Origin of the sequence: uncultured Tateyamaria sp. (genome assembly GCF_947487805.1) — a bacterium.
In the GTDB taxonomy this organism is placed as follows: Bacteria; Pseudomonadota; Alphaproteobacteria; order Rhodobacterales; family Rhodobacteraceae; genus Tateyamaria.
In genome coordinates this window covers 512,529-533,668 of sequence record NZ_CANKXW010000002.1, presented here as the reverse complement: position 1 = coordinate 533,668, position 21,140 = coordinate 512,529, and the positions used below count along the sequence as shown (strand labels likewise).

The following is a 21,140-nucleotide window of genomic DNA, read 5'->3' as shown; positions in this document are numbered from 1 at the left end:
AGCAAAGAGCAGGGGCTTAAACTTAGATGCAAAGAGCGCATACTGCGTGAGCGGCGGAATAGCAGTTGGACAGGCCTAACTTTCCGCTTAGTAGGGAAGGGAACTCAACTTAGGCTCAGGTTATCTTGCGATGGCAGACAGAAAGAGCAATGGCAGCGAAGGCCGCATGTCCGTTCCAGGTGAAGCTGTCGATCAGGCCGTCGCAGATGTCATCCGCACGATTTTGGGGCGGAGTGGAACTGGGCTCGCAGACTTAGGTTCGTCATTTTTTGGCGGGCTGGTTGGGGATCGGATGCGCCAATGGCGTACCCGGAACTTGATTTCAACATGCGAGAAAACGGCCAAATTTCTCCAGGAAAAAGGCATCGACCTGAAGAGTGCTCGCGCGCTGCCAGATGGTGAAATTTACCTGCTTTTTTCTGGGATGGCTGAGGCGGAAGACACTACTCTTCGACAGATGTGGTCTCAACTATTGGCTAGCCGCATGGATCCAAGCCAATCTGAACAACTGAATCCGGAGATCGTCTCACTCCTAAAAATAATGACCGGAGACGATGCGATGGTTTTTGAAATGACGCTGAAGTCTGCGGCGATCCTTCGTCGTACGCGCCGTTTGATAAGTCAGAACGACGTTGGTTTGCTCGATTGGATAGCTCCAAATAAGCCAGGAATTAATGTGGTGGACGAGATCGAGCTGTTTCGTGCTTTACGGCGGCTCCAAGAGCTGCGCGCCGAGTATCCAGAGTCCCTGGCCCTATCCGGTCCAGTTGAGAAATCGCTTAGACTTGGGCTGATTTCTGAAGATCTAGCGAATGGAACTGAAGTCGATCGCACCGAGCGGGTAGATGAAGTTTCTGGCGAGTTCCGTCCTTCGACGTTCGACCTGAGCAAACACCTCAAGCGCTCCAAGGCCTCCGCTGCCGGTGTTTACGATCTCGATCACACAGCACTAAAATATGCGGTTGTGCAGAACCACATCGGCCCCAACCCTGTGGGCTATCTTTGGTCTACGATGACCTACCCAGTTACGGATTGGGGTTTGGAAGTTGCTGGCGCCTGTTTCGACGTTGATTGGTCTGTCGGCGACTGAACTGCTTCGAAGTTCTATCGACAACGCGCCACGTTCTGCCCGGACACGTCGGGTGGGATCGCAGAGCCGCAAACTTTCAAAGCTTCCTGCTGCAACTTATGATGTTTCTTACTGCAGTTTTTAGCGTCCCGCTACAACGTGGCCTGCCGGAGCGCGTGATGCAAGGGGGCATGGGAAAAAATGGGAACGGGCATGGGAAACCATGGGGCAGAGGCCCGAAAAGCGCATTGATTCGAATCAAATTGGCAGAGTTTTAAAATTCGGCTTGAGAACAAAGCAAAAACATTATAGCCAAATCGTCGATGGTGGCGAGTTTTTTGGGATTTTATGGGCGCTCTACGCTTTGACTTGGTGGCCACTACATATTGTGTCTTGGCGAAATCTTGGGACATGATGCGCTCAAAACTTCTGAAAATTCGCGCGGATTAACTTATTTCGGCGTAACTCTGACTGCTCTGCATTCGCATTAACCCTCAAAAAACCATTGCGTCCCATGTTTTCCCACGTCATACCTAATGACATCGGATGAGAACGAGCACGGGGCAGCAAACGACCCCAAGCAAACAACAAAACTCTAGCAGGTTTCATACAGGCACCTCGCTTTCATCAGACCAGAGATCCGGCGCGCGAGCGAGCAGACATCCCCCCAGGTGGCGCGCGCAGCTGGACATCCCGCAAGGCGGGACGAGGGCGGCGGGTTGATCAGTGGCAGCAGATCAACCCGCCGTTTCCATTTCCGGGGGCAGTGAATTCAAGCGCGGGGGCGCACGCGGACGCAAGGCGCAGGCAGGCGCAAGGACAAAGGGACGGGCCAAGACAGTGGCACGCAGGTTCAGAGGCGAAAGCGACCACAAGGTGGACGCAAAGGGGCGGGTGTCTATCCCGGCCTCGTTTCGTCGTGTGATCGAGGCCTGTGATCCCGACTGGACGGACGGCCTGCCGCCCCGCATCATCATCGTCTACGGCGGTGCCACGCGCGACTACCTCGAAGGTTTCACGATCGAAGCCATGGACGAGGTGGACGAAAAGATCTCCAAACACCCGCGCGGTTCGGCCAAGCGGAAGGCGATGGAGCGGCTCTATAGCGCGCAGTCCATCGAGACGGTTGTGGACGATACGGGCCGTATCGTTTTGCCTGCGAAACTGCGCGAAAAGATCGGCCTTGATGGCATGGCGCGTTTCGTCTCGTCCGGCGACACGTTCGAGATCTGGCAGCCCGAGACTTATGACGCCAGCATTGCCGCCCTCGACGATGACGGGTTTGACCCGGACGTCGATCCATCAGTCTACCTCGACGGGGATATGGGCTGATCATGGGGGCTGGGGGGCCACATATTCCGGTACTGATCGACGCGATCCTGACGCAGTGCGCACCAATTGGCGGCACGTGGCTGGATGGCACATTCGGGGCGGGCGGCTATACCCGCGCGCTGCTCAAGGCAGGGGCCGCGCGTGTGGTTGCGGTGGACCGTGATCCGCTGGCCTTTGACATGGCCGCGCCTTGGGCGGGCGACTACGGCGACCGGTTGGTGATGCAGGCAGGCGTGTTTTCGAAGATGGACAGTTATGCGCAGGACCTCGACGGCGTTGTCCTCGACCTTGGCGTCAGTTCGATGCAGCTGGATCAGGCGGAACGCGGGTTTTCCTTTATGAAGGACGGCCCCCTCGACATGCGGATGAGCCAGGACGGCCCCTCGGCGGCCGATCTGGTCAACACTGCGGACGAGGCCGTGTTGGCAGACATTCTTTATCACTATGGTGAAGAACGGGCGAGCCGGCGCATTGCCCGCGCCATCATCGCCGCGCGCCCCATCACGACCACACTGGAACTGGCCACGATTGTCGAAAAGTGCCTGCCGCGCGCCAAGCCGGGCCAATCGCACCCGGCGACGCGCAGTTTTCAAGCGCTGCGCATCGCGGTCAATGACGAATATGGCGAGCTCTATCAGGGACTTATGGCCGCCGAGCGCGCGTTGAAACCCGGCGGGCATCTGGCTGTTGTGACCTTTCATTCGGTCGAGGACCGGATGGTCAAACGGTTCCTCACCGCGCGTGCGGGCAAACAGGCCAACGCCAACCGTTATGCGCCGGAAACAACGCAGGCCCCGGCGCAGTTCACCGTCAAAAGCCGCAAGGCCATCGGCCCGGATGCGAACGAGCTGGCCACCAACCCGCGCAGCCGGTCCGCCAAGCTGCGCGTGGCCATTCGCACGGATGCGCCCAGCGGCGAGATCGACGCCAAGAGCATTGGGATGCCACAGATCAAGGGGGCCGCATGATGCGTACCGTTTTGTACATTCTGACCACCCTGGCCGTGATCGGCCTCGCTTTCTGGGCCTACCGCGAGAATTACGCGACGCAAGAGTCGCTGGCGCGCACCGATCAACTGCACCGCGACATCCGCACCGCCCACGCCCGCCTGGCCGTGCTCAAGGCGGAATGGGCCTATCTCAACCGTCCAGACAGGCTGCGCGATCTTGCGGATATCAACTTTGACCGGCTGGGCCTCTTGCCCTTCCGTCCCGACCAGTTCGGCCATGTGGACGAGGTGGCCTATCCCGCACCACCCGGTATCGTGATCTTTGACGATGCCATCGAGGTGCGCGGCACGCTGGAGGCAGGCGAATGACCCGGACCCCGCTGCGCCCTCTGGCCCGCATCCTGCCCGCCCGTGCCGCGGGCGAAAACCCCGATGCGATCGAGCGTGAGAACCTGCGCGCCCGTCACGACGAAATGCGGGACCGGATGCGCCAGCGCGCCGAGGGGCGGTTGCTGGTGCTGGGGTTGTTCTTTCTGTGCGCCTTTGTGACCGTGGCCTTGCGCATGGGGGCGTTGGCGACCTCCGATCCGGTGGAGCCGCGCGCCAGCGCCAAGGGCGCCGCGATCTCTGCCGCACGCGCGGACATCGTGGACCGCAACGGGCACCTTCTGGCCACCAATTTCGAAACCCACGCGCTTTATGCCCAGCCGCCGCACATGGTGGATCCGGCCGCCGCGGCCAAGGGTCTCGCCGCCGTCTTCCCGGATCTCAAGGAAGACGAGCTGCTCGAGGATTTCACCGGCAAGCGCAAATTCATCTGGATCAAAAAGACGATCAGCCCCGAACAGATGCAGGCCGTGCACGAGATCGGCGATCCGGGCCTGTTGTTCGGCCCGCGCGACATGCGGCTCTATCCCAATGGTGCGCTCGCGGCCCATGTGATGGGCGGGGCCAGTTTCGGCAAGGAAGGCGTCAGTGCCGCCGAAGTGATCGGCGTCGCGGGCGTCGAGAAACAGTTTGACGACTATCTGCGCGATCCGGCCAACGGCCAGAAACCGCTGCAACTGTCGCTGGACCTGACCGTGCAGGCCGCCGCCGAGCGGGTGCTTTACGGCGGCATGCGGCTGCTCAATGCCAAGGGGGCCACCTCTGTCCTGATGGATGTGCACACGGGCGAGGTGATCTCGGTCGTGTCCCTGCCCAGCTTTGACCCCAACAACCGCCCGCGTCCCGCCACCGAAGGCGATCAAAGCGACAGCCCGCTCTTTAACCGGTCCGTGCAGGGCGTGTACGAGCTTGGCTCGGCCTTCAAGATCTTTACAGCGGCACAGGCGGTGGATCTGGGGCTGGTGTCGCCCTCGACCATTATCGACACGTCCGGGCCCATGAAGGTCGGCGGGTTCAAGATCGGCGAGTTCCAGAACAAGAACTACGGCAAGCTGAGCGTGGCCGATATCATCGTCAAATCCTCGAACCGGGGCACCGGGCGCATGGCCCTGCAAATCGGGGTGGAGCGGCAGCAGGACTTTCTCAAACGGCTGGGCTTTTTCGAGGCAACCCCGTTCGAGATCGTCGAGGCCCGCACCGGCAAGCCGCTCCTGCCCAAACGCTGGACCGACCTGAGCGCGGTCACGGTCAGCTATGGGCACGGGCTGTCATCGTCGCCCATGCACCTTGCGGCGGGCTATGCGGCCATTGCCAATGGCGGGCTGGCCGTGCGGCCGACGATCCTGAAACAGACCGGCACCCAAACGGGCGACCGCGTGATGAGCGAAGGTGCCGCCCGTGCCGCCCGCGCCATGCTGCGCAAGGTCGTGACGTCCGGCACCGCCAGCATGGGCGAAGTGCCGGGATACGCCGTGGGTGGCAAGACCGGCACGGCAGACAAACCCAAGCCGCGCGGCGGGTATTACGATGACAAGGTCATCGCCACGTTCGCCACGATGTTCCCCGCCCATGACCCGAAATACGTGCTGGTCGTGACGCTGGACGAACCGGTCGAGACGTCCGGCGACAAACCCCGCCGCACCGCGGGCTGGACAGCCGTGCCTGTGGCCGCCGAAATGATCGGACGGATCGCACCGCTTTTGGGTCTGCGTCCGACCGTTGAACCCGCCACATTGGCTGATATAACGCTCACCAGCAGCAACTGAGGTGCGGCGCGCACCCGAGCCAAAAGGCCAGACAATGGGTGAGCAGGCACGTTACCTTTCTTCGCTGGGGCTGACCGCCCAGGGCGGGCGCAACCCCGAGATCACAGGCATCGCCGTCGACAGTCGCGAGGTGCGCGACGGGTTTCTCTTTGCCGCCATGCCCGGCAACCGCGTGCACGGGGCCGAGTTCATCCAATACGCCGTCCGCATGGGCGCTGTCGCGGTCCTGACCGATGCCGCAGGGGCGGCACTGGCGGCGGATCATCTGGCCGATGTGGCCGTCGTCATCACCGACGCCCCCCGCGAGGCGCTCAGCCGGACCGCGGCGCTGTGGTTCGGCGCGCAGCCCGACACGGTCGTGGCCGTCACCGGCACCAATGGCAAAACCTCCGTCAGCACCTTTGTCCGGCAGATCTGGATCGAGATGGGCCTTGCCGCTGTCAACCTCGGTACCACCGGGGTCGAAGGCGCCTGGACCGCGCCGCTGGCCCACACCACGCCCGAGCCGATCACCCTGCATCGCACGCTGGCCGCCGCGGCCGGGGCAGGCATCACCCACGCCGCGATGGAGGCATCGTCCCACGGGCTCGACCAGCGACGTCTTGACGGGGTCACCCTGACCGCAGCCGGGTTCACCAATTTCACGCAGGACCACCTCGACTACCACGAAACGTTCGAGGCCTATTTCGACGCCAAGGCCGGCCTATTTGCCCGCGTCCTGCCCGAGGACGGGGTGGCGGTGATCAACATGGACGATGCGCGCGGCGTGGACATGGCCGCCATTGCGCGTGCGCGGGGCAATGATGTGCTTTGCGTCGGGCGGGATGGCGGCGACCTTGTCCTTTCGGCGCAACGCTTTGATGCGACCGGCCAGGACGTGCGCTTCGAATTTGGGGGCAAGGCCTATGCCGCGCGCCTGCCGCTGATTGGCGGGTTTCAGGCCGACAACGTCATGCTGGCCTGTGGGCTGGTCATCGCCAGCGGGGCAGAGCCCGCACGCGTGTTTGAGACGTTGCCGCATCTGGGCACCGTGCGTGGGCGGATGCAACTGGCGGCGACCCGTGCCAATGGGGCCACCGTGTTCGTGGATTATGCCCATACGCCCGACGCGGTGGCGACCGCCCTGCGCGCCATGCGCCCGCATGTGATGGGCAAGCTGGTGGCGATTGTCGGGGCAGGTGGCGACCGGGATGCAGGCAAACGCCCGCTGATGGGAGCGGCGGCGGCGCAACATGCCGATGTGGTCTTTGTCACCGACGACAACCCCCGGTCCGAGGACCCTGCGGCCATCCGCGCCGCCGTGATGGCCGGATGCCCCGACGCAACCGAGGTCGGCGACAGGGCCGAGGCGATCCTGCGCGCCGTCGACACGCTGGAACCCGGCGATGCGCTGTTGATCGCAGGCAAGGGGCACGAAAGCGGCCAGACCGTGGGCGATGACGTTCTGCCTTTTGACGATGTGGAACAGGCCAGCGTGGCGGTGGCCGCATTGGAGGGACGACTGACATGACGCTTTGGACTTCGACCGACGCCGCATCGGCTACGGCAGGCACCGCAACCACGGACTGGACCGCCACGGGCGTGTCGATTGATACGCGCACGCTGCAACCCGGCGATCTGTTTGTCGCCCTCAAGGCCGCGCGCGACGGCCACGAATTCGTGGCCCAAGCGCTGGAAAAGGGGGCCGCCGCCGCGTTGGTGACACATGTGCCCGACGGCGTGGCCAAGGATGCACCGCTACTGATTGTCGAGGACGTTTTGACCGCGCTCGAGGCGCTGGGCACCGCTGCGCGCGCCCGCACAGAGGCCCGCGTCGTTGCCATCACCGGCAGCGTCGGCAAGACCTCGACCAAGGAAATGCTGCGCGCGATATTGGGCGATCAGGGTCGGACCCATGCCAGCGTGGCCAGCTACAACAATCACTGGGGCGTGCCGCTGACTCTGGCGCGGATGCCAAAGGACACCGAATTCGCGGTGATCGAGATCGGCATGAACCACCCCGGAGAGATTGCGCCACTCGCCCGCATGGCGCGCCCTCACGTGGCGATGATCACCACCGTCGCACCTGCGCATCTCGAGGCATTCGAGAACATCGAAGGCATCGCGCTGGAAAAGGCGTCGATCATCGACGGTCTGGAATATGGTGGTACGGCCATTCTCAACAATGACTGCTCCACCGCGGCGATCCTTCAGGCCAAGGCGCATGACGCCAAGCGGCGCGACATCGGCTTTGGCGAACACGGGTTCGATTTCGTCCTGAACGCGGTCGATCTGCAACGCGACACCACCGTGGTGCAGGCCACTGCCCACGAGGCACCACTGCTGTTCAAGATCGGCGCAGTGGGCAAACACTATGCCATGAACGGGCTGGGCGCGCTTGCCGCCGCAGAGGCGCTGGGCGCGGATCTGGCGCTGGCGGCGCAATCGCTTGGCCGCTGGTCCCCCTACGAGGGCCGCGGCGCCCGCGAGGCCATCGTGCTCGATCCGGTCGAAACGCATCTGACGCTCGAATTGATCGACGACAGCTACAACGCCAATCCGACTTCCATGGCCGCCGCGCTCGAGGTTCTGGCCGCGGCACAGGTCACCAACGACATCGGGCGCGTCAGCAAGGGTCGCCGCATCGCCTTTGTCGGCGACATGAAGGAACTGGGCCCCGAAGGCCCGCAGATGCACGCCGACATCGCCGCCCTGGGCGCGGTCGCAGCGATCGACAGAATCCACTGTGTCGGCCCCCTGATGCAGCATCTGCACGAGGCCCTGCCGGCCGAAAAACGTGGCGCATGGACCGAAACCGCAGAAGAGATGGCCGCCACCGTACGGCGCAGTCTGGACAGCGGCGACGTGGTTCTGGCCAAGGGATCGCTCAGCATGCGCCTTGCCCAAATCGTTGACGCCATCCGTAAAATGGGCCATCCGGTGGGATAACGGCCAACATCTACAAAAAGACAGGCCCACAAGATAATGAGTAGGGACAGGCAGCAATGCTCTATTGGTTGACAGAACTTTCGGACGGCGGGGATTTTTTCAACCTCTTTCGCTACATCACCTTTCGGGCGGGCGGGGCGTTTCTGACGGCACTGATCTTTGGCTTTCTCTTTGGTCGTCCGCTCATTGCCGTGCTGCGCCGCAAGCAGGGCAAGGGCCAGCCCATTCGCGACGATGGCCCCGAGGGGCACTTCGCCAAAGCAGGGACACCCACCATGGGCGGCCTCCTGATCGTGGGCGCGCTGGCCACGTCGACCCTGCTCTGGGCGCGCTGGGACAACCCGTTCATGTGGATCGTTCTGGGCGTGACGCTCGCCTTTGCGGCCATCGGATTTGCCGACGACTATGCCAAGGTGTCCAAACAGACGACCGCAGGCGTGCCGGGCAAGGTGCGGTTGCTCCTAGGCTTTCTGATTGCGGGCATCGCCGCCTATTTCGCGACCATAAACCATCCCGAGATGTTGCAGAACCAGTTGGCGGTGCCGGTGCTCAAGGATGTGCTTCTGAACCTTGGCGTCCTGTTCATTCCGTTTTCGATCATCGTGATCGTGGGCTCGGCCAATGCGGTGAACCTCACGGATGGTCTGGACGGTTTGGCGATCATGCCCGTGATGATCGCGGGCGGGACGCTTGGTATCATCGCCTATGCGGTGGGGCGCGTGGATTTTACGGAATACCTCGACGTGCACTACGTGCCGGGCACAGGTGAGTTGCTGATCTTTACCTCCGCTCTTTTTGGCGGCGGGCTTGGGTTCCTGTGGTACAACGCACCACCGGCGGCCGTGTTCATGGGCGACACTGGATCGCTCGCGCTGGGCGGCGCGTTGGGGGCCATCGCGGTTGCGACGAAACACGAATTGGTGCTGGCCATCGTTGGCGGTCTCTTTGTGGTCGAGGCGCTCAGTGTGATCATTCAGGTCCTCTATTTCAAACGGACGGGCAAGCGCGTGTTCCTGATGGCGCCGATCCATCACCACTATGAGAAAAAGGGATGGGCCGAACCGCAAATCGTGATCCGGTTCTGGATCATCTCGCTGATCCTCGCGATGATCGGCCTTGCAACGCTCAAGGTGCGCTGATGACCCGTGCGCTGATCACCGGCGGCAATCGTGGCATCGGCTATGCCACAGCCGAAGGATTGATTGCGCGCGGTGTTGAGGTCGTGATCGGTGTCCGTGACGCGCAGGCGGGTGCGGCGGTGGCCGCGGCGCTGGGCTGCGACTGGGTGCATCTCGACCTCGAACAGCCCGAGACTTTTGTCCCTGCCATCACGGCGGCTGGTGAGATCGACATCCTGATCAACAATGCGGGCATTCTGATCGAGGACAGCATGATCACCCATCCGGACGGCCTGCGCCGGTCGATGCAGGTGATGTTTCACGCGCCGTTCGAGCTGATCGTGCTGTGCCTGCCGCATATGACGCGCGCCGGTGCGGGGCGGATCATCAATGTCAGTTCGGGCTGGGGCGCCTTTGACGAAGGCCTCGAAGGGCCCGGCGGATATGGTGTGGCCAAGGCCGCGCTGAACGCGCTCAGCCATGCGCTGCCCCGCGATTTGCCCCACGGTGTCACTATCAATGCCATGTGTCCCGGCTGGGTTCACACGCGCATGGGCGGCCGGGCCGCCCCCCGCACGCCCGCAGAAGGGGCCGACACCGCGATCTGGCTGGCACTGGATGTCCCCGCGGGGACAACCGGAAAATTCTATCGCGACAGGCAGGAGAAAGCATGGTGAACCGGGCCGTTTCCGAGGTGCAGGCATGATCCCGGTGCGGGGGCTCGAGGGCGCGCGCGTCGCCGTTCTGGGTCTGGGGCGGTCGGGTCTGGTGGCCGCCCGTGCCCTGGATGCAGGCGGTGCCATCCCGGTGTGCTGGGACGACAACCCTGATGCGCGCGCGCGGGCCGAGGCCGAAGGTTTCGCCTGCGCCGATCTGAAACGGGGCGGGGCTTTTGACGATATTGCCCGGCTGATCGTCAGCCCCGGCATCCCGCATCTCTATCCCACACCGAACCCGGTGGTCGCCGCCGCCCTGTCCGCGGGCGTGCCGGTGGACAATGACATCGGTCTCTTTTTTCAGTCCTTTGCCACGGCGGCGTGGAACGATTTTGACACCGCACCCCGCGTGATCGCGGTGACCGGGTCCAATGGGAAATCGACAACCTCCGCCCTGATCCATCACATCATGGACGTGGCGGGGCGCCCCAGTCAGTTGGCGGGCAATATCGGTCGTGGCGTTCTGGACATCGACCCTCCACATGACGGCGAGGTCGTGGTGCTGGAACTGTCGAGCTACCAGACGGACCTCGCGCGCAGCCTGACGCCGGATGTGGCGGTATTTACCAACCTGACGCCGGATCATCTGGACCGGCATGACGGGATGGGAGGGTATTTTGCAGCCAAGCGGCGCCTCTTTGCCGAAGGTGGACCGGACCGGGCGGTGATCGGAGTGGACGAGAAGGAAGGCCGGTTTCTGGCGGGCCAGCTGGTAGAAGCGCCGGGGGATGACCGCGTGATCCGCGTGTCGGTCGAGGCCAAGCTGACAGGCCCCGGCTGGAATGTCTTTGCCCGCAAGGGGTACCTGGCCGAGACGCGCAAGGGACGGCAGGTGGCGTCGATCGATCTGCGGGAGGTGGCGGGCCTGCCGGGCAGTCACAACCATCAGAACGCCTGCGCCGCCTATGCCGCGGCCCGGTCGGTGGGGATTGCGCCCAAGGTGATCGAGCAGGCATTCCACAGCTTTGGCGGGCTGCCGCACCGCAGTCAGCTTATCGCCGAGGCGGGTGGTGTGCGTTATGTGAATGACAGCAAGGCCACCAATGTAGACAGCGCGGCCAAGGCGCTGGCGGCGTTCGAGAACATCCACTGGATCTGTGGCGGGTTGCAAAAGGACGGCGGACTGGACGTGGTCAAGGCGGCGGCGGGGTCGGTCAAGGCAGCCTATGTGATTGGCCGGGAGGCCGCGCAGTTCGCGATGCAACTGGACGGGCCCGCGCATGTCTGCACGACAATGGCGGCCGCGGTGGAGGCCGCGATGGCCGCGGCGGAGCCGGGTGACGTTGTCCTTCTGGCCCCGGCGGCGGCAAGTTTTGATCAATATGACAGCTTTGAGCGGCGCGGCGAGGATTTCGTGGCCGAGGTAACCAAGCGGCTGTGATCCAACGGAGCGCGCTGGCGCGCGCACGCCATTCTTAATTTTGGGAATATCTGCGGGCGGATCGCGTCAGGGTGTTACGTTGCGATGTGGCGCGCGGCGGCCATAGCCGACGACCAGGCCCATTGGAAATTGTAGCCACCGAGCCATCCGGTCACATCCAGTGCCTCGCCGATGAAAAAGAGGCCGGGTGCCATCGTCGATTGCATTGTTTGGGAGCTGATGTGGTCGGTGGCGACCCCGCCACGCGTGACCTCGGCGGTGCGGTAGCCTTCGGTCCCGCCGGGGGTCAGGTGCCACCGCGTCAGCGCCTGGATGACGGTATCGATGCGTGCATCGGACAGATCGCCGAGCCGCCCGGACAGATCCATCTGGGTGCTCAGGTGATCCACGAGTCGCGCGGGCAGGTGGCGGGCCAGTTCGGTGGTCAGCGCCTTTTTCCCGTCGCTTTGGCGTTTGTCGCGCAATGCCGCGCCCAGATCCGTGTCCGGGGCGAGGTGGATGGTGATCGGCTGGCCCGCATCCCAGTAGCTGGAGGCCTGTAGGATCGCGGGGCCGGAGAGACCACGGTGGGTGAAGAGCATCGCCTCGTCAAAGGCGGGGCCGTCGGCGGTGACGCGCGCCGGGCAGGCCACGCCCGAGATGTCGGCAAAGCGCCGGTCGGGAAAGGTGAAGGGGACCAGCGCGGGCTCGGTCGGCGTGATGGCGTGGCCGAACTGGCGCGCGATGTCGTAGGCGAAGCCGGTTGCGCCCATCTTGGGGATCGATTTGCCACCCGTGGCGATGACCACATTGCGAGCGGTGACTGTGCGGGTGCCGTTCAGGGCAAAGGTGAATCCTTTACTACTCTTTGCAAAGTCGAACACTTCGGTTTGCAAATGCAGATCGACGCCCGCGTCTTGCAGCATGCGGCGCAGCATGGCGATGATATCCTTGGCCGAGGTGTCGCAGAAAAGCTGGCCCAGCGTCTTTTCATGCCAGGGGATGCCATGCTGATCGACCAGGGCGATGAAATCCCATTGGGTGTAGCGGGCGAGGGCGGATTTCGCGAAATGTGGATTTTCGGAGATAAACGCATCCGCGTCGCAGTACATGTTCGTGAAATTGCAGCGCCCGCCGCCGGAGATGCGGATCTTTTCCCCCGGTGCCTTGGCGTGGTCCACCAGCAAGACGCGTCCACCCGAATGGGCGGCGCACATCATTCCGGCGGCACCGGCGCCAATAACTGCTGTATCGTATTCCATGACGTCCCCGTGCAGGATTGCACAGAAAGGGTCAAGCCGTTGGGGTTGTGCCGGGGCGCGGCAGGCATAGGTGTCTGGGGAACGACATCACAGGAGATATGTCATGACTGCATTGCCCGCCGGACACCCGTTCCCGAAACTGGACATCGACAAGCTGGGCGGGGGCACGGTCACCCTTGGCGCGCCGCAGGGGCCGCATGACTGGCAGTTGGTGATCATCTATCGCGGTTTGCACTGCCCCTTGTGCAAGAAATACCTGGCCGAGTTGGAGGGAATGCAGGAGAAGTTCCACGCCCAGGGGGTGGATATTGTCGTGGCCTCCGGCGATCCCGAAGACAAGGCACGCGCCATGGCGGAGGAGTTCGCGCCGACGCTGGCGATGGGATACGGGTTGAGCGTTGAACAGATGCAGACGCTGGGGCTCTATGTCTCGGACCCGCGCAGTCCGCAGGAAACTGACCGTCCCTTTGCCGAGCCGGGGCTGTTCGTTGTGAATGCGGATGGCGACATCCAGATGGTGGATGTGTCGAACGCGCCCTTCCTGCGGCCTGACCTTGAGAAGGTGCTGGGCGGGATCACCTACATCCGCGCCAATGACTACCCCATTCGTGGTACGCACAAAGCCGCCTAAAACGCCGCGCGGGCCATGCCCACAAGGGCTAGCCCGCGCGTGATTTTGCCGCTATGGTGGCCGCAGAGTATCCCGGAGCAACCGGGAACCCGAGGCAGTGTTAGGCAGCAAGGCGGCTGATCATGACAGAGATGGTCTATGGTGCCGTTCCCGTACGGGACGGCGAACCGATTCTTCCCAAATGGTGGCGCACCATCGACAAATGGTCGCTCAGCTGTGTGCTGATCCTGTTTGCGATTGGCCTGTTGCTGGGGCTTGCGGCCTCTGTGCCGCTGGCAGAGCAGAACGGGTTCCCGCCCTTTCACTATGTGACGCGGCAGGCGTTTTTCGGCGGACTTGCGCTGGTGGTGATGATCATCACGTCGATGATGTCCCCGGTCGTGGTGCGACGCCTTGCGGTGCTGGGTTTTCTGGTGGCCTTTGTGGCGCTGGCGATGCTGCCGTTTTTCGGTACGGATTTCGGCAAGGGGGCGGTGCGTTGGTACAGCCTTGGGTTTGCCAGTGTGCAGCCGTCGGAGTTTCTCAAGCCGGGTTTCGTGGTGGTTGCGGCATGGATGCTGGCGGCCAGTCAGGACCTGAACGGCCCGCCGGGGCGGGCGTGGTCCTTTGCGCTGTGCATTTCGATTGTCCTGATGCTCGCCCTGCAACCGGATTTCGGGCAGGCGTGCCTGGTACTGTTTGGCTGGGGTGTGATGTATTTCGTGGCCGGTGCGCCCATGGTGCTGCTGGTCGGGATGGCCGGGCTGGTCGTGGTTGCGGGTACGGTCGCTTATTCGAACTCAGAGCATTTCGCGCGCCGCATCGACGGGTTTCTGAGCCCCGATGTCGATCCGCGCACGCAGCTGGGCTATGCCACCAATGCCATTCAGGAAGGCGGGCTGTTCGGTGTCGGCGTGGGCGAGGGACAAGTGAAATGGTCCCTGCCGGATGCGCATACGGATTTCATCATTGCCGTTGCCGCCGAGGAATACGGGCTGGTGCTCGTGCTGTGTATCATCGCGCTTTATACCGGGATCGTGGTGCGGTCGCTGTTGCGGCTGGTGCGCGAACGTGATCCGTTCATCCGGCTGGCGGGTACGGGCCTGGCCTGCATGTTCGGCGTGCAGGCGATGATCAACATGGGTGTGGCGGTGCGGCTTTTGCCGGCCAAGGGGATGACCTTGCCATTTGTCAGCTACGGCGGCAGTTCGGTGATCGCTTCGGGCATTGCGGTCGGCATGTTGCTGGCCTTTACGCGGTCGCGGCCGCAGGGTGAGATTTCGGATCTTTTGGGGCGTGGACGGCGATGACCCAACCGCTTTTGTTGATCGCAGCCGGTGGCACCGGTGGACACATGTTCCCGGCACAGGCGCTGGCCGAGGCGATGCTGGCGCGCGGCTGGCGGGTCAAGCTGAGCACGGATGCACGCGGCGCGCGCTATACCGGCGGCTTCCCGCACACGACGCAGATCGAACAGATATCGAGCGCGACATTTGCGCGGGGTGGGCCAATCGCCAAGGCGGCGGTGCCGTTCCGGATCGGGGCGGGCGTGCTGGGCGCGACGCTCAGGATGATGCGCGACAAGCCGTCGGTTGTTGTAGGCTTTGGCGGCTATCCGACCATTCCGGCGATGGCTGCGGCGACGTTGCTGCGCCTGCCGCGCATGGTGCACGAGCAGAACGGGGTTCTGGGGCGCGTGAACCGGATCCTGGCCAAGCGGGTGGACGCGGTGGCCTGCGGCACCTGGCCCACGGATCTGCCCGAAGGGGTCGAAGGTGTGCATGTCGGCAACCCCGTGCGGGGCGCTGTGCTTGAGCGGGCCGGTGCCGGATACATCGCGCCGGGCGATTACCCGATGGAGTTGCTGGTGATTGGTGGCAGTCAGGGCGCGCGCATCCTGTCGGACGTCATCCCACCCGCCATTGCCAGCCTGCCGATGGAACGGTTGTCCAATATCCGCGTCAGCCATCAGGCGCGCGGCGAGGACGAAGCGCGCGTGCGTGCCTTTTATGACGAACATGGCATCGCCGCGGATGTGCAGCCATTTTTCAATGACGTGCCGCGGCGGATGTCCGAGGCGCAGCTGGTGATCAGCCGGTCTGGTGCGTCCTCGGTGGCCGATATCTCGGTGATCGGGCGGCCGTCGATCCTGATCCCTTACGGTGCCGCCACCGGCGACCATCAGACCGCAAATGCGCGCGGGTTGGTCGAGGCGGGCGCGGCCATCCTTGTCCCGGAGAGCCAATTGTCGGTCGAAGCCGTGTCCGAACAGATCGCCATGGTGCTGGACAATCCGGGCGGGGCGAGCCAGATGGCGCAGGCCGCGCTGGGCGCAGGCAAGCCTGAAGCCACCGAAAGCCTTGTGCATATGGTCGAAACCCTCAGTCAGAAAGGGACCTGAACAATGAACGCCGTCACCAAACTGCCCGGAGATGTGGGCCCCATTCATTTCGTCGGCATCGGCGGGATCGGCATGTCGGGCATTGCCGAGGTGTTGCTTAATCACGGCTACGTTGTGCAGGGGTCCGATCTGAAGGCGTCCAAGATCACCGACAGGTTGGCGGAGCTGGGCGCGCATATCTTTGTGGGCCAACGCGCCGAAAACATTGCCGATGCGGAGGTTGTCGTGATCTCGTCCGCGATCAAGCCGGGCAACGCCGAACTGGACGCGGCGCGGGCGCGGGGCCTGCCCATCGTGCGGCGTGCCGAGATGCTGGCCGAACTGATGCGCCTGCGGTCGAACATCGCGATTGCGGGCACCCACGGCAAGACGACTACGACCACCATGGTTGCGGCACTGCTGGACGAGGGCAAGTTTGACCCCACCGTCGTCAATGGCGGCATCATCCACGCCTATGGGTCGAACGCGCGCAAGGGCGACGGCGAGTGGATGGTGGTGGAGGCGGACGAAAGCGACGGCACTTTCAACCGGCTGCCCGCGACCATTGCCATTGTGACCAATATTGATCCCGAACACATGGAACACTGGGGCACCGAAGAGGCGCTGCATCAAGGGTTCTATGACTTCGTGTCGAACATCCCCTTTTACGGGCTTGCGGTGTGCTGCACGGACGATCCGGATGTGCAGGCGCTGGTCGGGCGCATCACGGACCGGCGCATCACGACCTATGGGTTCAATGCGCAGGCGGATGTGCGGGCGATCAATCTGACCTATGAAAACGGGGTGGCGCATTTCGACATCGCCCTACAGGCCGAAGAGCAGGTGATCGAAGGATGCAGCCTGCCCATGCCGGGCGATCACAATGTTTCAAACGCGCTGTCTGCGGTCGCCGTGGCGCGGCATCTGGGGATGAAGGCGGACGAGATCCGCAAGGCGCTGGCCGAGTTCGGCGGCGTTAACCGTCGCTTTACGCGGGTGGGCGACATTAACGGCGTGACGATCATCGATGACTATGGCCACCACCCGACCGAAATTGCCGCCGTACTCAAGGCTGCGCGACAGGCGACGGAAGGGCGTGTGATCGCGGTGCATCAGCCGCATCGCTTTACTCGCCTGCATCACCATTTCGAAGACTTCTGTTCCTGTTTCAACGACGCGGATGTCGTGGGCATTACCGACATCTTTGCCGCCGGTGAGGATCCCATCGAGGGCGCATCACGCGATGATCTGGTTGCGGGCCTGATCCGCCACGGGCACCGCCACGCGCGCGCGGTGATGGGAGAAGATGATTTGGAACGGCTGGTGCGCGAACAGGCGCGTCCCGGCGACATGGTCGTCTGTCTCGGGGCCGGGACCATCAGCACATGGGCCAATGGCTTGCCGGGACGGTTGCGGAAAGGAGCGGCATGATTGGCGATGTGTTCATCTTTGGCGTCATCGCGTTTTTCCAAGGCTATTTCATGCGCCTTTTTGGTTGGAGACGTATAATGCAACTGTTCTTCTGGATGAGTTGTGCCAGCTTAGTCGCTTCGGCAGCAATGGCCGCTTCGCCGCGCTTCACCCCGATTATTTTGGTGCCATTTACCATGCTGGCAGGTTGGCATCAAAGCTGGCGCTTCTGGAAGCTGCCTTGATGCTCGTCTGGGCTTGCATACTTTGGGTCTTTGCCGCCACTGCTGTTGCGATGCTGCCCATACGGCACCAGTACATCCCTGGTGTTGCCCTGTTGATCGCAGCTCCACTGCTGATCCTGTGGATTGGCCTGTCGGTTGCCTGGTGGGCGGGTGTCCTTGCGCTGGCGGCGTTCGTGTCGATGTTCCGCAATCCGCTGCGATACCTCTGGGCCAAGGCCCGCGGTCAAAACCCTCAATTGCCACCGGAGTTGCGCTCATGAGCCTGTCTCTTATTCTTGCCTGTGCATGGGCCCTGATTGCCAACGTGATGGCGATGTTTCCCAGCAAGGACAATCACTGGACCAATGCCTATGGGCTGATTGCGATCGGCATTCCCATCGTGGGATACGTCACCTGGCAGCACGGGCCTTGGATCGGCCTTCTGGTTCTGGCGGCGGGGATGAGCGTTCTGCGCTGGCCGGTCATCTATCTCAGCCGCTGGATCAAGGGGAGGGTGCTGCGATGACGGCCATTGCGATTGCGACGCTGTTTCTGGGCTCTGTCGCGGGTTATGTGATGGCGCAGCGGTTCATGGTCCGGGCGCTGGCCTTTGCCTTGTGTGCCTGTGTCGGTGTGTTCCTGCTGGTCTTGAACGTACCCGCGGATGCCTTGCCCGGCGACGGGTTCGTGACGAGCATCGTTGCCCTGTTGATGGCGCCGCCCCTCGCTGGCGGCCTGTTGGGAGGCGCGATCCTGGGCTGGTTGATGCAGCGCCACGCCAAGGCCACTTGACCTTGGCGGCGCATCAGGCGATGCCGCGGCCATGAGTTATGATCTGCCTTCTGTGCGTGGCACGCTGACCCCGCAACGCGATTTGTCGACGCTCACGTGGTTGCGTGTGGGCGGTCCTGCGGACTGGCTGTTCCAACCTGCCGACGTCGAAGACCTGAGCGCGTTTCTGTCGGCCGTTGACCCGCAGGTGCCAGTGTTTCCCATGGGTGTGGGCAGCAACCTGATCGTGCGCGATGGCGGCCTGCGCGCCGTGGTGATCCGGCTGGGTCGCGGGTTCAACGGGATCGAGATCAAGGGCGATCGCGTCACCGCAGGGGCCGCCGCGCTGGACGCGCATGTGGCGCGCCGGGCGGCAGAGGCGGGGCTGGATCTGACATTCCTGCGCACCATTCCGGGATCCATCGGAGGAGCCGTGCGCATGAACGCGGGCTGTTACGGAAGCTATACCGCCGACGTTTTCGAGAGCGCGCGCGTGGTGCTGCGCGACGGGACCATCACAACGCTGGAAGCAGGGGCGTTGAACTTTCGCTACCGTCAAAGCGATCTGCCCGAGGGCGCGGTACTGACCCACGTGACGTTGCGCGCGCCTGCGGGCGACGCAGAGGCGCTGGAGGCGCGCATGGTCGACCAATTGGCGAAACGGGACGCGACACAACCGACCAAGGACCGCAGCGCAGGGTCCACCTTTCGCAATCCAGCGGGATTTTCGTCTACCGGGCAGGCCGATGACGTGCATGATCTCAAGGCATGGAAGGTGATTGACGATGCGGGACTGCGCGGCGCGCGGCGCGGCGGCGCCCAGATGAGCGAGAAACACTCCAACTTCCTGATCAACACGGGCGATGCCACGGCGGCGGATCTTGAGGGATTGGGCGAAGACGTGCGAAAAAAGGTTTACGATTCCAGCGGCATCACGCTAGAATGGGAAATCATGCGGGTCGGTGAACCGGACTAGGGCACCACACGCAGGGCAGGCCAGAAAATCAAACAACAACTGGCATCAATTATGAGGGTCCGCAAACGGGCTCCGGGACTTAGAGGCACATGGCGGGTCAGTCGAGCAGGACGTCCCCGAAAGTGGCGGTGTTATTGGGTGGCCCTTCGGCGGAACGCGAAGTGTCGCTGTCGACAGGGCAAGCTTGCGCAACCGCACTACGGGGCAGAGGATTTGAAGTGGTCGAGGTCGATGCTGGCCCGGACCTTGCTTCTGTTCTGACATCCATTCAACCGGACGCGGTTCTCAATTGCCTGCATGGCCGTTGGGGCGAAGACGGCTGTGTGCAGGGTCTGCTGGAGTGGCTGGGGCTGCCCTATTCGCATTCCGGGGTGCTGGCCTCGGCCCTTGCGATGGACAAGCAGCGCAGCAAGGATGTGTTCAGATCCGTGGGGCTGCCTGTCGTCGAGAGTGTGCTTGCCCCTGCGGCCGAGGTGTCGGAGAGCCATGTGATGGCGCCGCCTTACGTGGTCAAACCGAACAACGAAGGTTCGAGCGTTGGCGTATACCTTGTCGCGGAAGGCAGCAATGCGCCCCCCAGGCTGGCCGCTGACATGCCCGAGATCGTGATGGTCGAGGCCTTTGCGCCGGGGCGCGAGTTGACGACAACCGTCATGGGCACCCGCGCGCTGGGTGTGACTGACATCCTGACGGATGGTTGGTACGACTATGATGCCAAGTACAAGCCCGGTGGATCGCGCCACGTGATCCCGGCTGACGTGCCCACTGAAATTGCCGAGATGTGCCTCGACTATGCCGTCCGGGCGCATAACGCGCTGGGGTGTCGCGGTGTCAGCCGGACAGATTTCCGCTGGGACGAGAGCAAGGGGGCCGCGGGGCTGGTCCTGTTGGAGACAAACACGCAGCCCGGCATGACGCCGACCTCGTTGACGCCGGAACAGGCGCAGTGCGCGGGTATCTCCTTTGGGGAGCTGTGCGCGTGGATGGTGGAGGATGCCTCATGCAGCCGCTAGGCCGCCGCACCCCCAAGGCCGATCCCGCACCTTCGCGGTGGTCGTGGCGCATGCAGCGCCTGATGCTGACGCCGCTCTTTCGCCTGACCGTGCGGGCCGGGGTGCCCTTTGCGCTGTCGCTGGGTGTGGCCACGTGGTGGCTGTCGGATCCCAACACGCAGCAGGCCATCCGCGATACTGTCGCCGAAGCGCGTGCGAGCATCGAGCAACGGCCCGAGTTCATGGTCAACCTGATGGCCATCGACGGTGGCGATGCGCCCCTCGCCGACAACATCCGCGCCGCTGTTCCAATCGATTTCCCGATTTCATCCTTTGATCTGGAGCCTGCGGCCATACGGGCGCGCATCATGGAGATGCCCCCGGTCAGGGAGGCCAGCGTACGTATCCGTCCGGGCGGCGTGCTGCAAATTGACATCGTGCCGCGCCTGCCCGTTGCGATCTGGCGGCGGCCCGAAGGGTTGATGTTGATTGACGCAGGCGGTGTCGAGGTTGGCCCGATTGACCGCCGCGACCTGCGGCCCGACTTGCCGGTGATCGCGGGTGAGGGGGCGTCTGGCCACGTGGATGAGGCCCTTGCACTTGTGCGCGCCGGTGCGCCGCTGGGGGATCGGATGCGCGGCCTTGTGCGGCTGGGGGATCGGCGCTGGGACGTTGTTCTGGACCGCGACCAACGCATCATGCTCCCGGCCACGGATGCTGTCAGCGCGCTTGAGCGCGTGATCGCTCTGGACGGGGTCGAAGAGGTCCTGCGCCGCGACATCGCACGTGTGGATTTGCGCCTCGCGCAGCGTCCCACGGTACGCATGAACAGCACTGCCACCGAAGAATGGTGGCGGATCAGACAGTTGAATTCCAGGACCGAGTAACAG

General features: G+C 63.3%; 22 protein-coding genes. 21 read left to right on the top strand and 1 reads right to left on the bottom strand.

Annotated features, from left to right (window positions below):
• Window positions 1-130: 130 nt before the first annotated feature.
• The 10 genes from Q0949_RS08200 (at window position 131) to murD (ending at window position 11,646) form a co-directional block, all read left to right on the top strand.
• Window positions 131-1,090, top strand: a complete 960-nt coding sequence (locus Q0949_RS08200) for an Abi-alpha family protein (RefSeq protein ID WP_299370404.1) — start codon at window positions 131-133, stop codon at window positions 1,088-1,090.
• Window positions 1,091-1,909: 819 nt separating this feature from the next.
• A complete protein-coding gene (gene mraZ, locus Q0949_RS08195; protein WP_299370402.1) occupies window positions 1,910-2,401 on the top strand; it encodes a division/cell wall cluster transcriptional repressor MraZ in 492 nt (163 codons plus the stop codon).
• Window positions 2,402-2,403: 2 nt separating this feature from the next.
• Window positions 2,404-3,369: a 16S rRNA (cytosine(1402)-N(4))-methyltransferase RsmH gene (rsmH, locus tag Q0949_RS08190; RefSeq protein ID WP_299370400.1), complete on the top strand. Its 966-nt coding sequence runs from the start codon at window positions 2,404-2,406 to the stop codon at window positions 3,367-3,369.
• Window positions 3,369-3,719, top strand: coding sequence for a cell division protein FtsL (locus Q0949_RS08185; RefSeq protein WP_299370854.1), 351 nt, complete (start codon window positions 3,369-3,371; stop codon window positions 3,717-3,719). The genes rsmH and Q0949_RS08185 overlap by 1 nt, the downstream gene beginning before the upstream one ends.
• Window positions 3,716-5,503: a penicillin-binding protein 2 gene (locus tag Q0949_RS08180; protein ID WP_299370398.1), complete on the top strand. Its 1,788-nt coding sequence runs from the start codon at window positions 3,716-3,718 to the stop codon at window positions 5,501-5,503. The genes Q0949_RS08185 and Q0949_RS08180 overlap by 4 nt, the downstream gene beginning before the upstream one ends.
• 34 nt (window positions 5,504-5,537) lie before the next feature.
• Window positions 5,538-7,013: a UDP-N-acetylmuramoyl-L-alanyl-D-glutamate--2,6-diaminopimelate ligase gene (locus Q0949_RS08175; RefSeq protein ID WP_299370396.1), complete on the top strand. Its 1,476-nt coding sequence runs from the start codon at window positions 5,538-5,540 to the stop codon at window positions 7,011-7,013.
• Window positions 7,010-8,431, top strand: a complete 1,422-nt coding sequence (gene murF, locus Q0949_RS08170) for a UDP-N-acetylmuramoyl-tripeptide--D-alanyl-D-alanine ligase (RefSeq protein ID WP_299370394.1) — start codon at window positions 7,010-7,012, stop codon at window positions 8,429-8,431. The genes Q0949_RS08175 and murF overlap by 4 nt, the downstream gene beginning before the upstream one ends.
• A 56-nt stretch (window positions 8,432-8,487) precedes the next feature.
• Window positions 8,488-9,570 (top strand): phospho-N-acetylmuramoyl-pentapeptide-transferase, encoded by a 1,083-nt coding sequence (mraY, locus tag Q0949_RS08165; protein WP_299370392.1) that lies wholly within the window; start codon window positions 8,488-8,490, stop codon window positions 9,568-9,570.
• Complete coding sequence (locus Q0949_RS08160) at window positions 9,570-10,226, top strand: SDR family NAD(P)-dependent oxidoreductase (RefSeq protein ID WP_299370391.1); 657 nt, start codon at window positions 9,570-9,572, stop codon at window positions 10,224-10,226. Before mraY ends, Q0949_RS08160 begins: the two co-directional genes overlap by 1 nt.
• A 25-nt stretch (window positions 10,227-10,251) precedes the next feature.
• Window positions 10,252-11,646 (top strand): UDP-N-acetylmuramoyl-L-alanine--D-glutamate ligase, encoded by a 1,395-nt coding sequence (gene murD, locus Q0949_RS08155; protein WP_299370389.1) that lies wholly within the window; start codon window positions 10,252-10,254, stop codon window positions 11,644-11,646.
• Between the two features lie 74 nt (window positions 11,647-11,720).
• Here murD and Q0949_RS08150 read toward each other — a convergent pair whose 3' ends face one another.
• The gene (locus Q0949_RS08150; RefSeq protein ID WP_299370387.1) at window positions 11,721-12,887 is read right to left on the bottom strand and encodes an NAD(P)/FAD-dependent oxidoreductase; all 1,167 of its coding nucleotides are present in this window, start codon (window positions 12,885-12,887) and stop codon (window positions 11,721-11,723) included.
• A gap of 103 nt (window positions 12,888-12,990) precedes the next feature.
• On the opposite strand from Q0949_RS08150, the gene Q0949_RS08145 reads away from it, so the two are divergent.
• The 11 genes from Q0949_RS08145 to Q0949_RS08095 all read left to right on the top strand — a co-directional run bounded on the left by Q0949_RS08145 (window position 12,991) and on the right by Q0949_RS08095 (window position 21,137).
• The gene (locus Q0949_RS08145) at window positions 12,991-13,518 is read left to right on the top strand and encodes a redoxin domain-containing protein (protein ID WP_299370385.1); all 528 of its coding nucleotides are present in this window, start codon (window positions 12,991-12,993) and stop codon (window positions 13,516-13,518) included.
• Window positions 13,519-13,640: 122 nt separating this feature from the next.
• Complete coding sequence (gene ftsW / locus Q0949_RS08140) at window positions 13,641-14,807, top strand: putative lipid II flippase FtsW (protein WP_299370383.1); 1,167 nt, start codon at window positions 13,641-13,643, stop codon at window positions 14,805-14,807.
• Window positions 14,804-15,898: a UDP-N-acetylglucosamine--N-acetylmuramyl-(pentapeptide) pyrophosphoryl-undecaprenol N-acetylglucosamine transferase gene (locus tag Q0949_RS08135; protein WP_299370381.1), complete on the top strand. Its 1,095-nt coding sequence runs from the start codon at window positions 14,804-14,806 to the stop codon at window positions 15,896-15,898. The genes ftsW and Q0949_RS08135 overlap by 4 nt, the downstream gene beginning before the upstream one ends.
• 3 nt (window positions 15,899-15,901) lie before the next feature.
• Window positions 15,902-17,308, top strand: a complete 1,407-nt coding sequence (gene murC, locus Q0949_RS08130) for a UDP-N-acetylmuramate--L-alanine ligase (protein WP_299370379.1) — start codon at window positions 15,902-15,904, stop codon at window positions 17,306-17,308.
• On the top strand, window positions 17,305-17,532 hold the full coding sequence (locus Q0949_RS08125; protein WP_299370377.1) for a hypothetical protein: 228 nt from the start codon (window positions 17,305-17,307) through the stop codon (window positions 17,530-17,532). The genes murC and Q0949_RS08125 overlap by 4 nt, the downstream gene beginning before the upstream one ends.
• Complete coding sequence (locus tag Q0949_RS08120; protein ID WP_299370375.1) at window positions 17,532-17,792, top strand: DUF2484 family protein; 261 nt, start codon at window positions 17,532-17,534, stop codon at window positions 17,790-17,792. Before Q0949_RS08125 ends, Q0949_RS08120 begins: the two co-directional genes overlap by 1 nt.
• Window positions 17,789-18,037, top strand: coding sequence for a DUF2484 family protein (locus Q0949_RS08115; RefSeq protein WP_299370373.1), 249 nt, complete (start codon window positions 17,789-17,791; stop codon window positions 18,035-18,037). The genes Q0949_RS08120 and Q0949_RS08115 overlap by 4 nt, the downstream gene beginning before the upstream one ends.
• A complete protein-coding gene (locus tag Q0949_RS08110) occupies window positions 18,034-18,303 on the top strand; it encodes a hypothetical protein (protein WP_299370371.1) in 270 nt (89 codons plus the stop codon). Before Q0949_RS08115 ends, Q0949_RS08110 begins: the two co-directional genes overlap by 4 nt.
• Before the next feature lie 31 nt (window positions 18,304-18,334).
• Window positions 18,335-19,258 (top strand): UDP-N-acetylmuramate dehydrogenase, encoded by a 924-nt coding sequence (murB, locus tag Q0949_RS08105; protein WP_299370369.1) that lies wholly within the window; start codon window positions 18,335-18,337, stop codon window positions 19,256-19,258.
• Between the two features lie 89 nt (window positions 19,259-19,347).
• Entirely contained in the window at window positions 19,348-20,271 is a 924-nt protein-coding gene (locus Q0949_RS08100; protein WP_299370367.1) for a D-alanine--D-alanine ligase, read from the top strand.
• Complete coding sequence (locus Q0949_RS08095; protein WP_299370365.1) at window positions 20,259-21,137, top strand: cell division protein FtsQ/DivIB; 879 nt, start codon at window positions 20,259-20,261, stop codon at window positions 21,135-21,137. The genes Q0949_RS08100 and Q0949_RS08095 overlap by 13 nt, the downstream gene beginning before the upstream one ends.
• The last annotated feature ends 3 nt before the right edge of the window (window positions 21,138-21,140 follow it).

Coding starts and splice junctions, on each gene's coding strand:
- rsmH (WP_299370400.1), top strand. CDS start 2,404: ATGGGGGCTGGGGGGCCACATATTCCGGTACTGATCGACGCGATCCTG.
- Q0949_RS08145 (WP_299370385.1), top strand. CDS start 12,991: ATGACTGCATTGCCCGCCGGACACCCGTTCCCGAAACTGGACATCGAC.
- Q0949_RS08175 (WP_299370396.1), top strand. CDS start 5,538: ATGGGTGAGCAGGCACGTTACCTTTCTTCGCTGGGGCTGACCGCCCAG.
- Q0949_RS08120 (WP_299370375.1), top strand. CDS start 17,532: ATGCTCGTCTGGGCTTGCATACTTTGGGTCTTTGCCGCCACTGCTGTT.
- murC (WP_299370379.1), top strand. CDS start 15,902: ATGAACGCCGTCACCAAACTGCCCGGAGATGTGGGCCCCATTCATTTC.
- Q0949_RS08185 (WP_299370854.1), top strand. CDS start 3,369: ATGCGTACCGTTTTGTACATTCTGACCACCCTGGCCGTGATCGGCCTC.
- murB (WP_299370369.1), top strand. CDS start 18,335: ATGAGTTATGATCTGCCTTCTGTGCGTGGCACGCTGACCCCGCAACGC.
- Q0949_RS08200 (WP_299370404.1), top strand. CDS start 131: ATGGCAGACAGAAAGAGCAATGGCAGCGAAGGCCGCATGTCCGTTCCA.
- murF (WP_299370394.1), top strand. CDS start 7,010: ATGACGCTTTGGACTTCGACCGACGCCGCATCGGCTACGGCAGGCACC.
- Q0949_RS08095 (WP_299370365.1), top strand. CDS start 20,259: ATGCAGCCGCTAGGCCGCCGCACCCCCAAGGCCGATCCCGCACCTTCG.
- Q0949_RS08110 (WP_299370371.1), top strand. CDS start 18,034: ATGACGGCCATTGCGATTGCGACGCTGTTTCTGGGCTCTGTCGCGGGT.
- murD (WP_299370389.1), top strand. CDS start 10,252: ATGATCCCGGTGCGGGGGCTCGAGGGCGCGCGCGTCGCCGTTCTGGGT.
- ftsW (WP_299370383.1), top strand. CDS start 13,641: ATGACAGAGATGGTCTATGGTGCCGTTCCCGTACGGGACGGCGAACCG.
- Q0949_RS08160 (WP_299370391.1), top strand. CDS start 9,570: ATGACCCGTGCGCTGATCACCGGCGGCAATCGTGGCATCGGCTATGCC.
- Q0949_RS08100 (WP_299370367.1), top strand. CDS start 19,348: ATGGCGGGTCAGTCGAGCAGGACGTCCCCGAAAGTGGCGGTGTTATTG.
- mraY (WP_299370392.1), top strand. CDS start 8,488: ATGCTCTATTGGTTGACAGAACTTTCGGACGGCGGGGATTTTTTCAAC.
- Q0949_RS08135 (WP_299370381.1), top strand. CDS start 14,804: ATGACCCAACCGCTTTTGTTGATCGCAGCCGGTGGCACCGGTGGACAC.
- Q0949_RS08125 (WP_299370377.1), top strand. CDS start 17,305: ATGATTGGCGATGTGTTCATCTTTGGCGTCATCGCGTTTTTCCAAGGC.
- Q0949_RS08115 (WP_299370373.1), top strand. CDS start 17,789: ATGAGCCTGTCTCTTATTCTTGCCTGTGCATGGGCCCTGATTGCCAAC.
- Q0949_RS08180 (WP_299370398.1), top strand. CDS start 3,716: ATGACCCGGACCCCGCTGCGCCCTCTGGCCCGCATCCTGCCCGCCCGT.
- Q0949_RS08150 (WP_299370387.1), bottom strand. CDS start 12,887: ATGGAATACGATACAGCAGTTATTGGCGCCGGTGCCGCCGGAATGATG.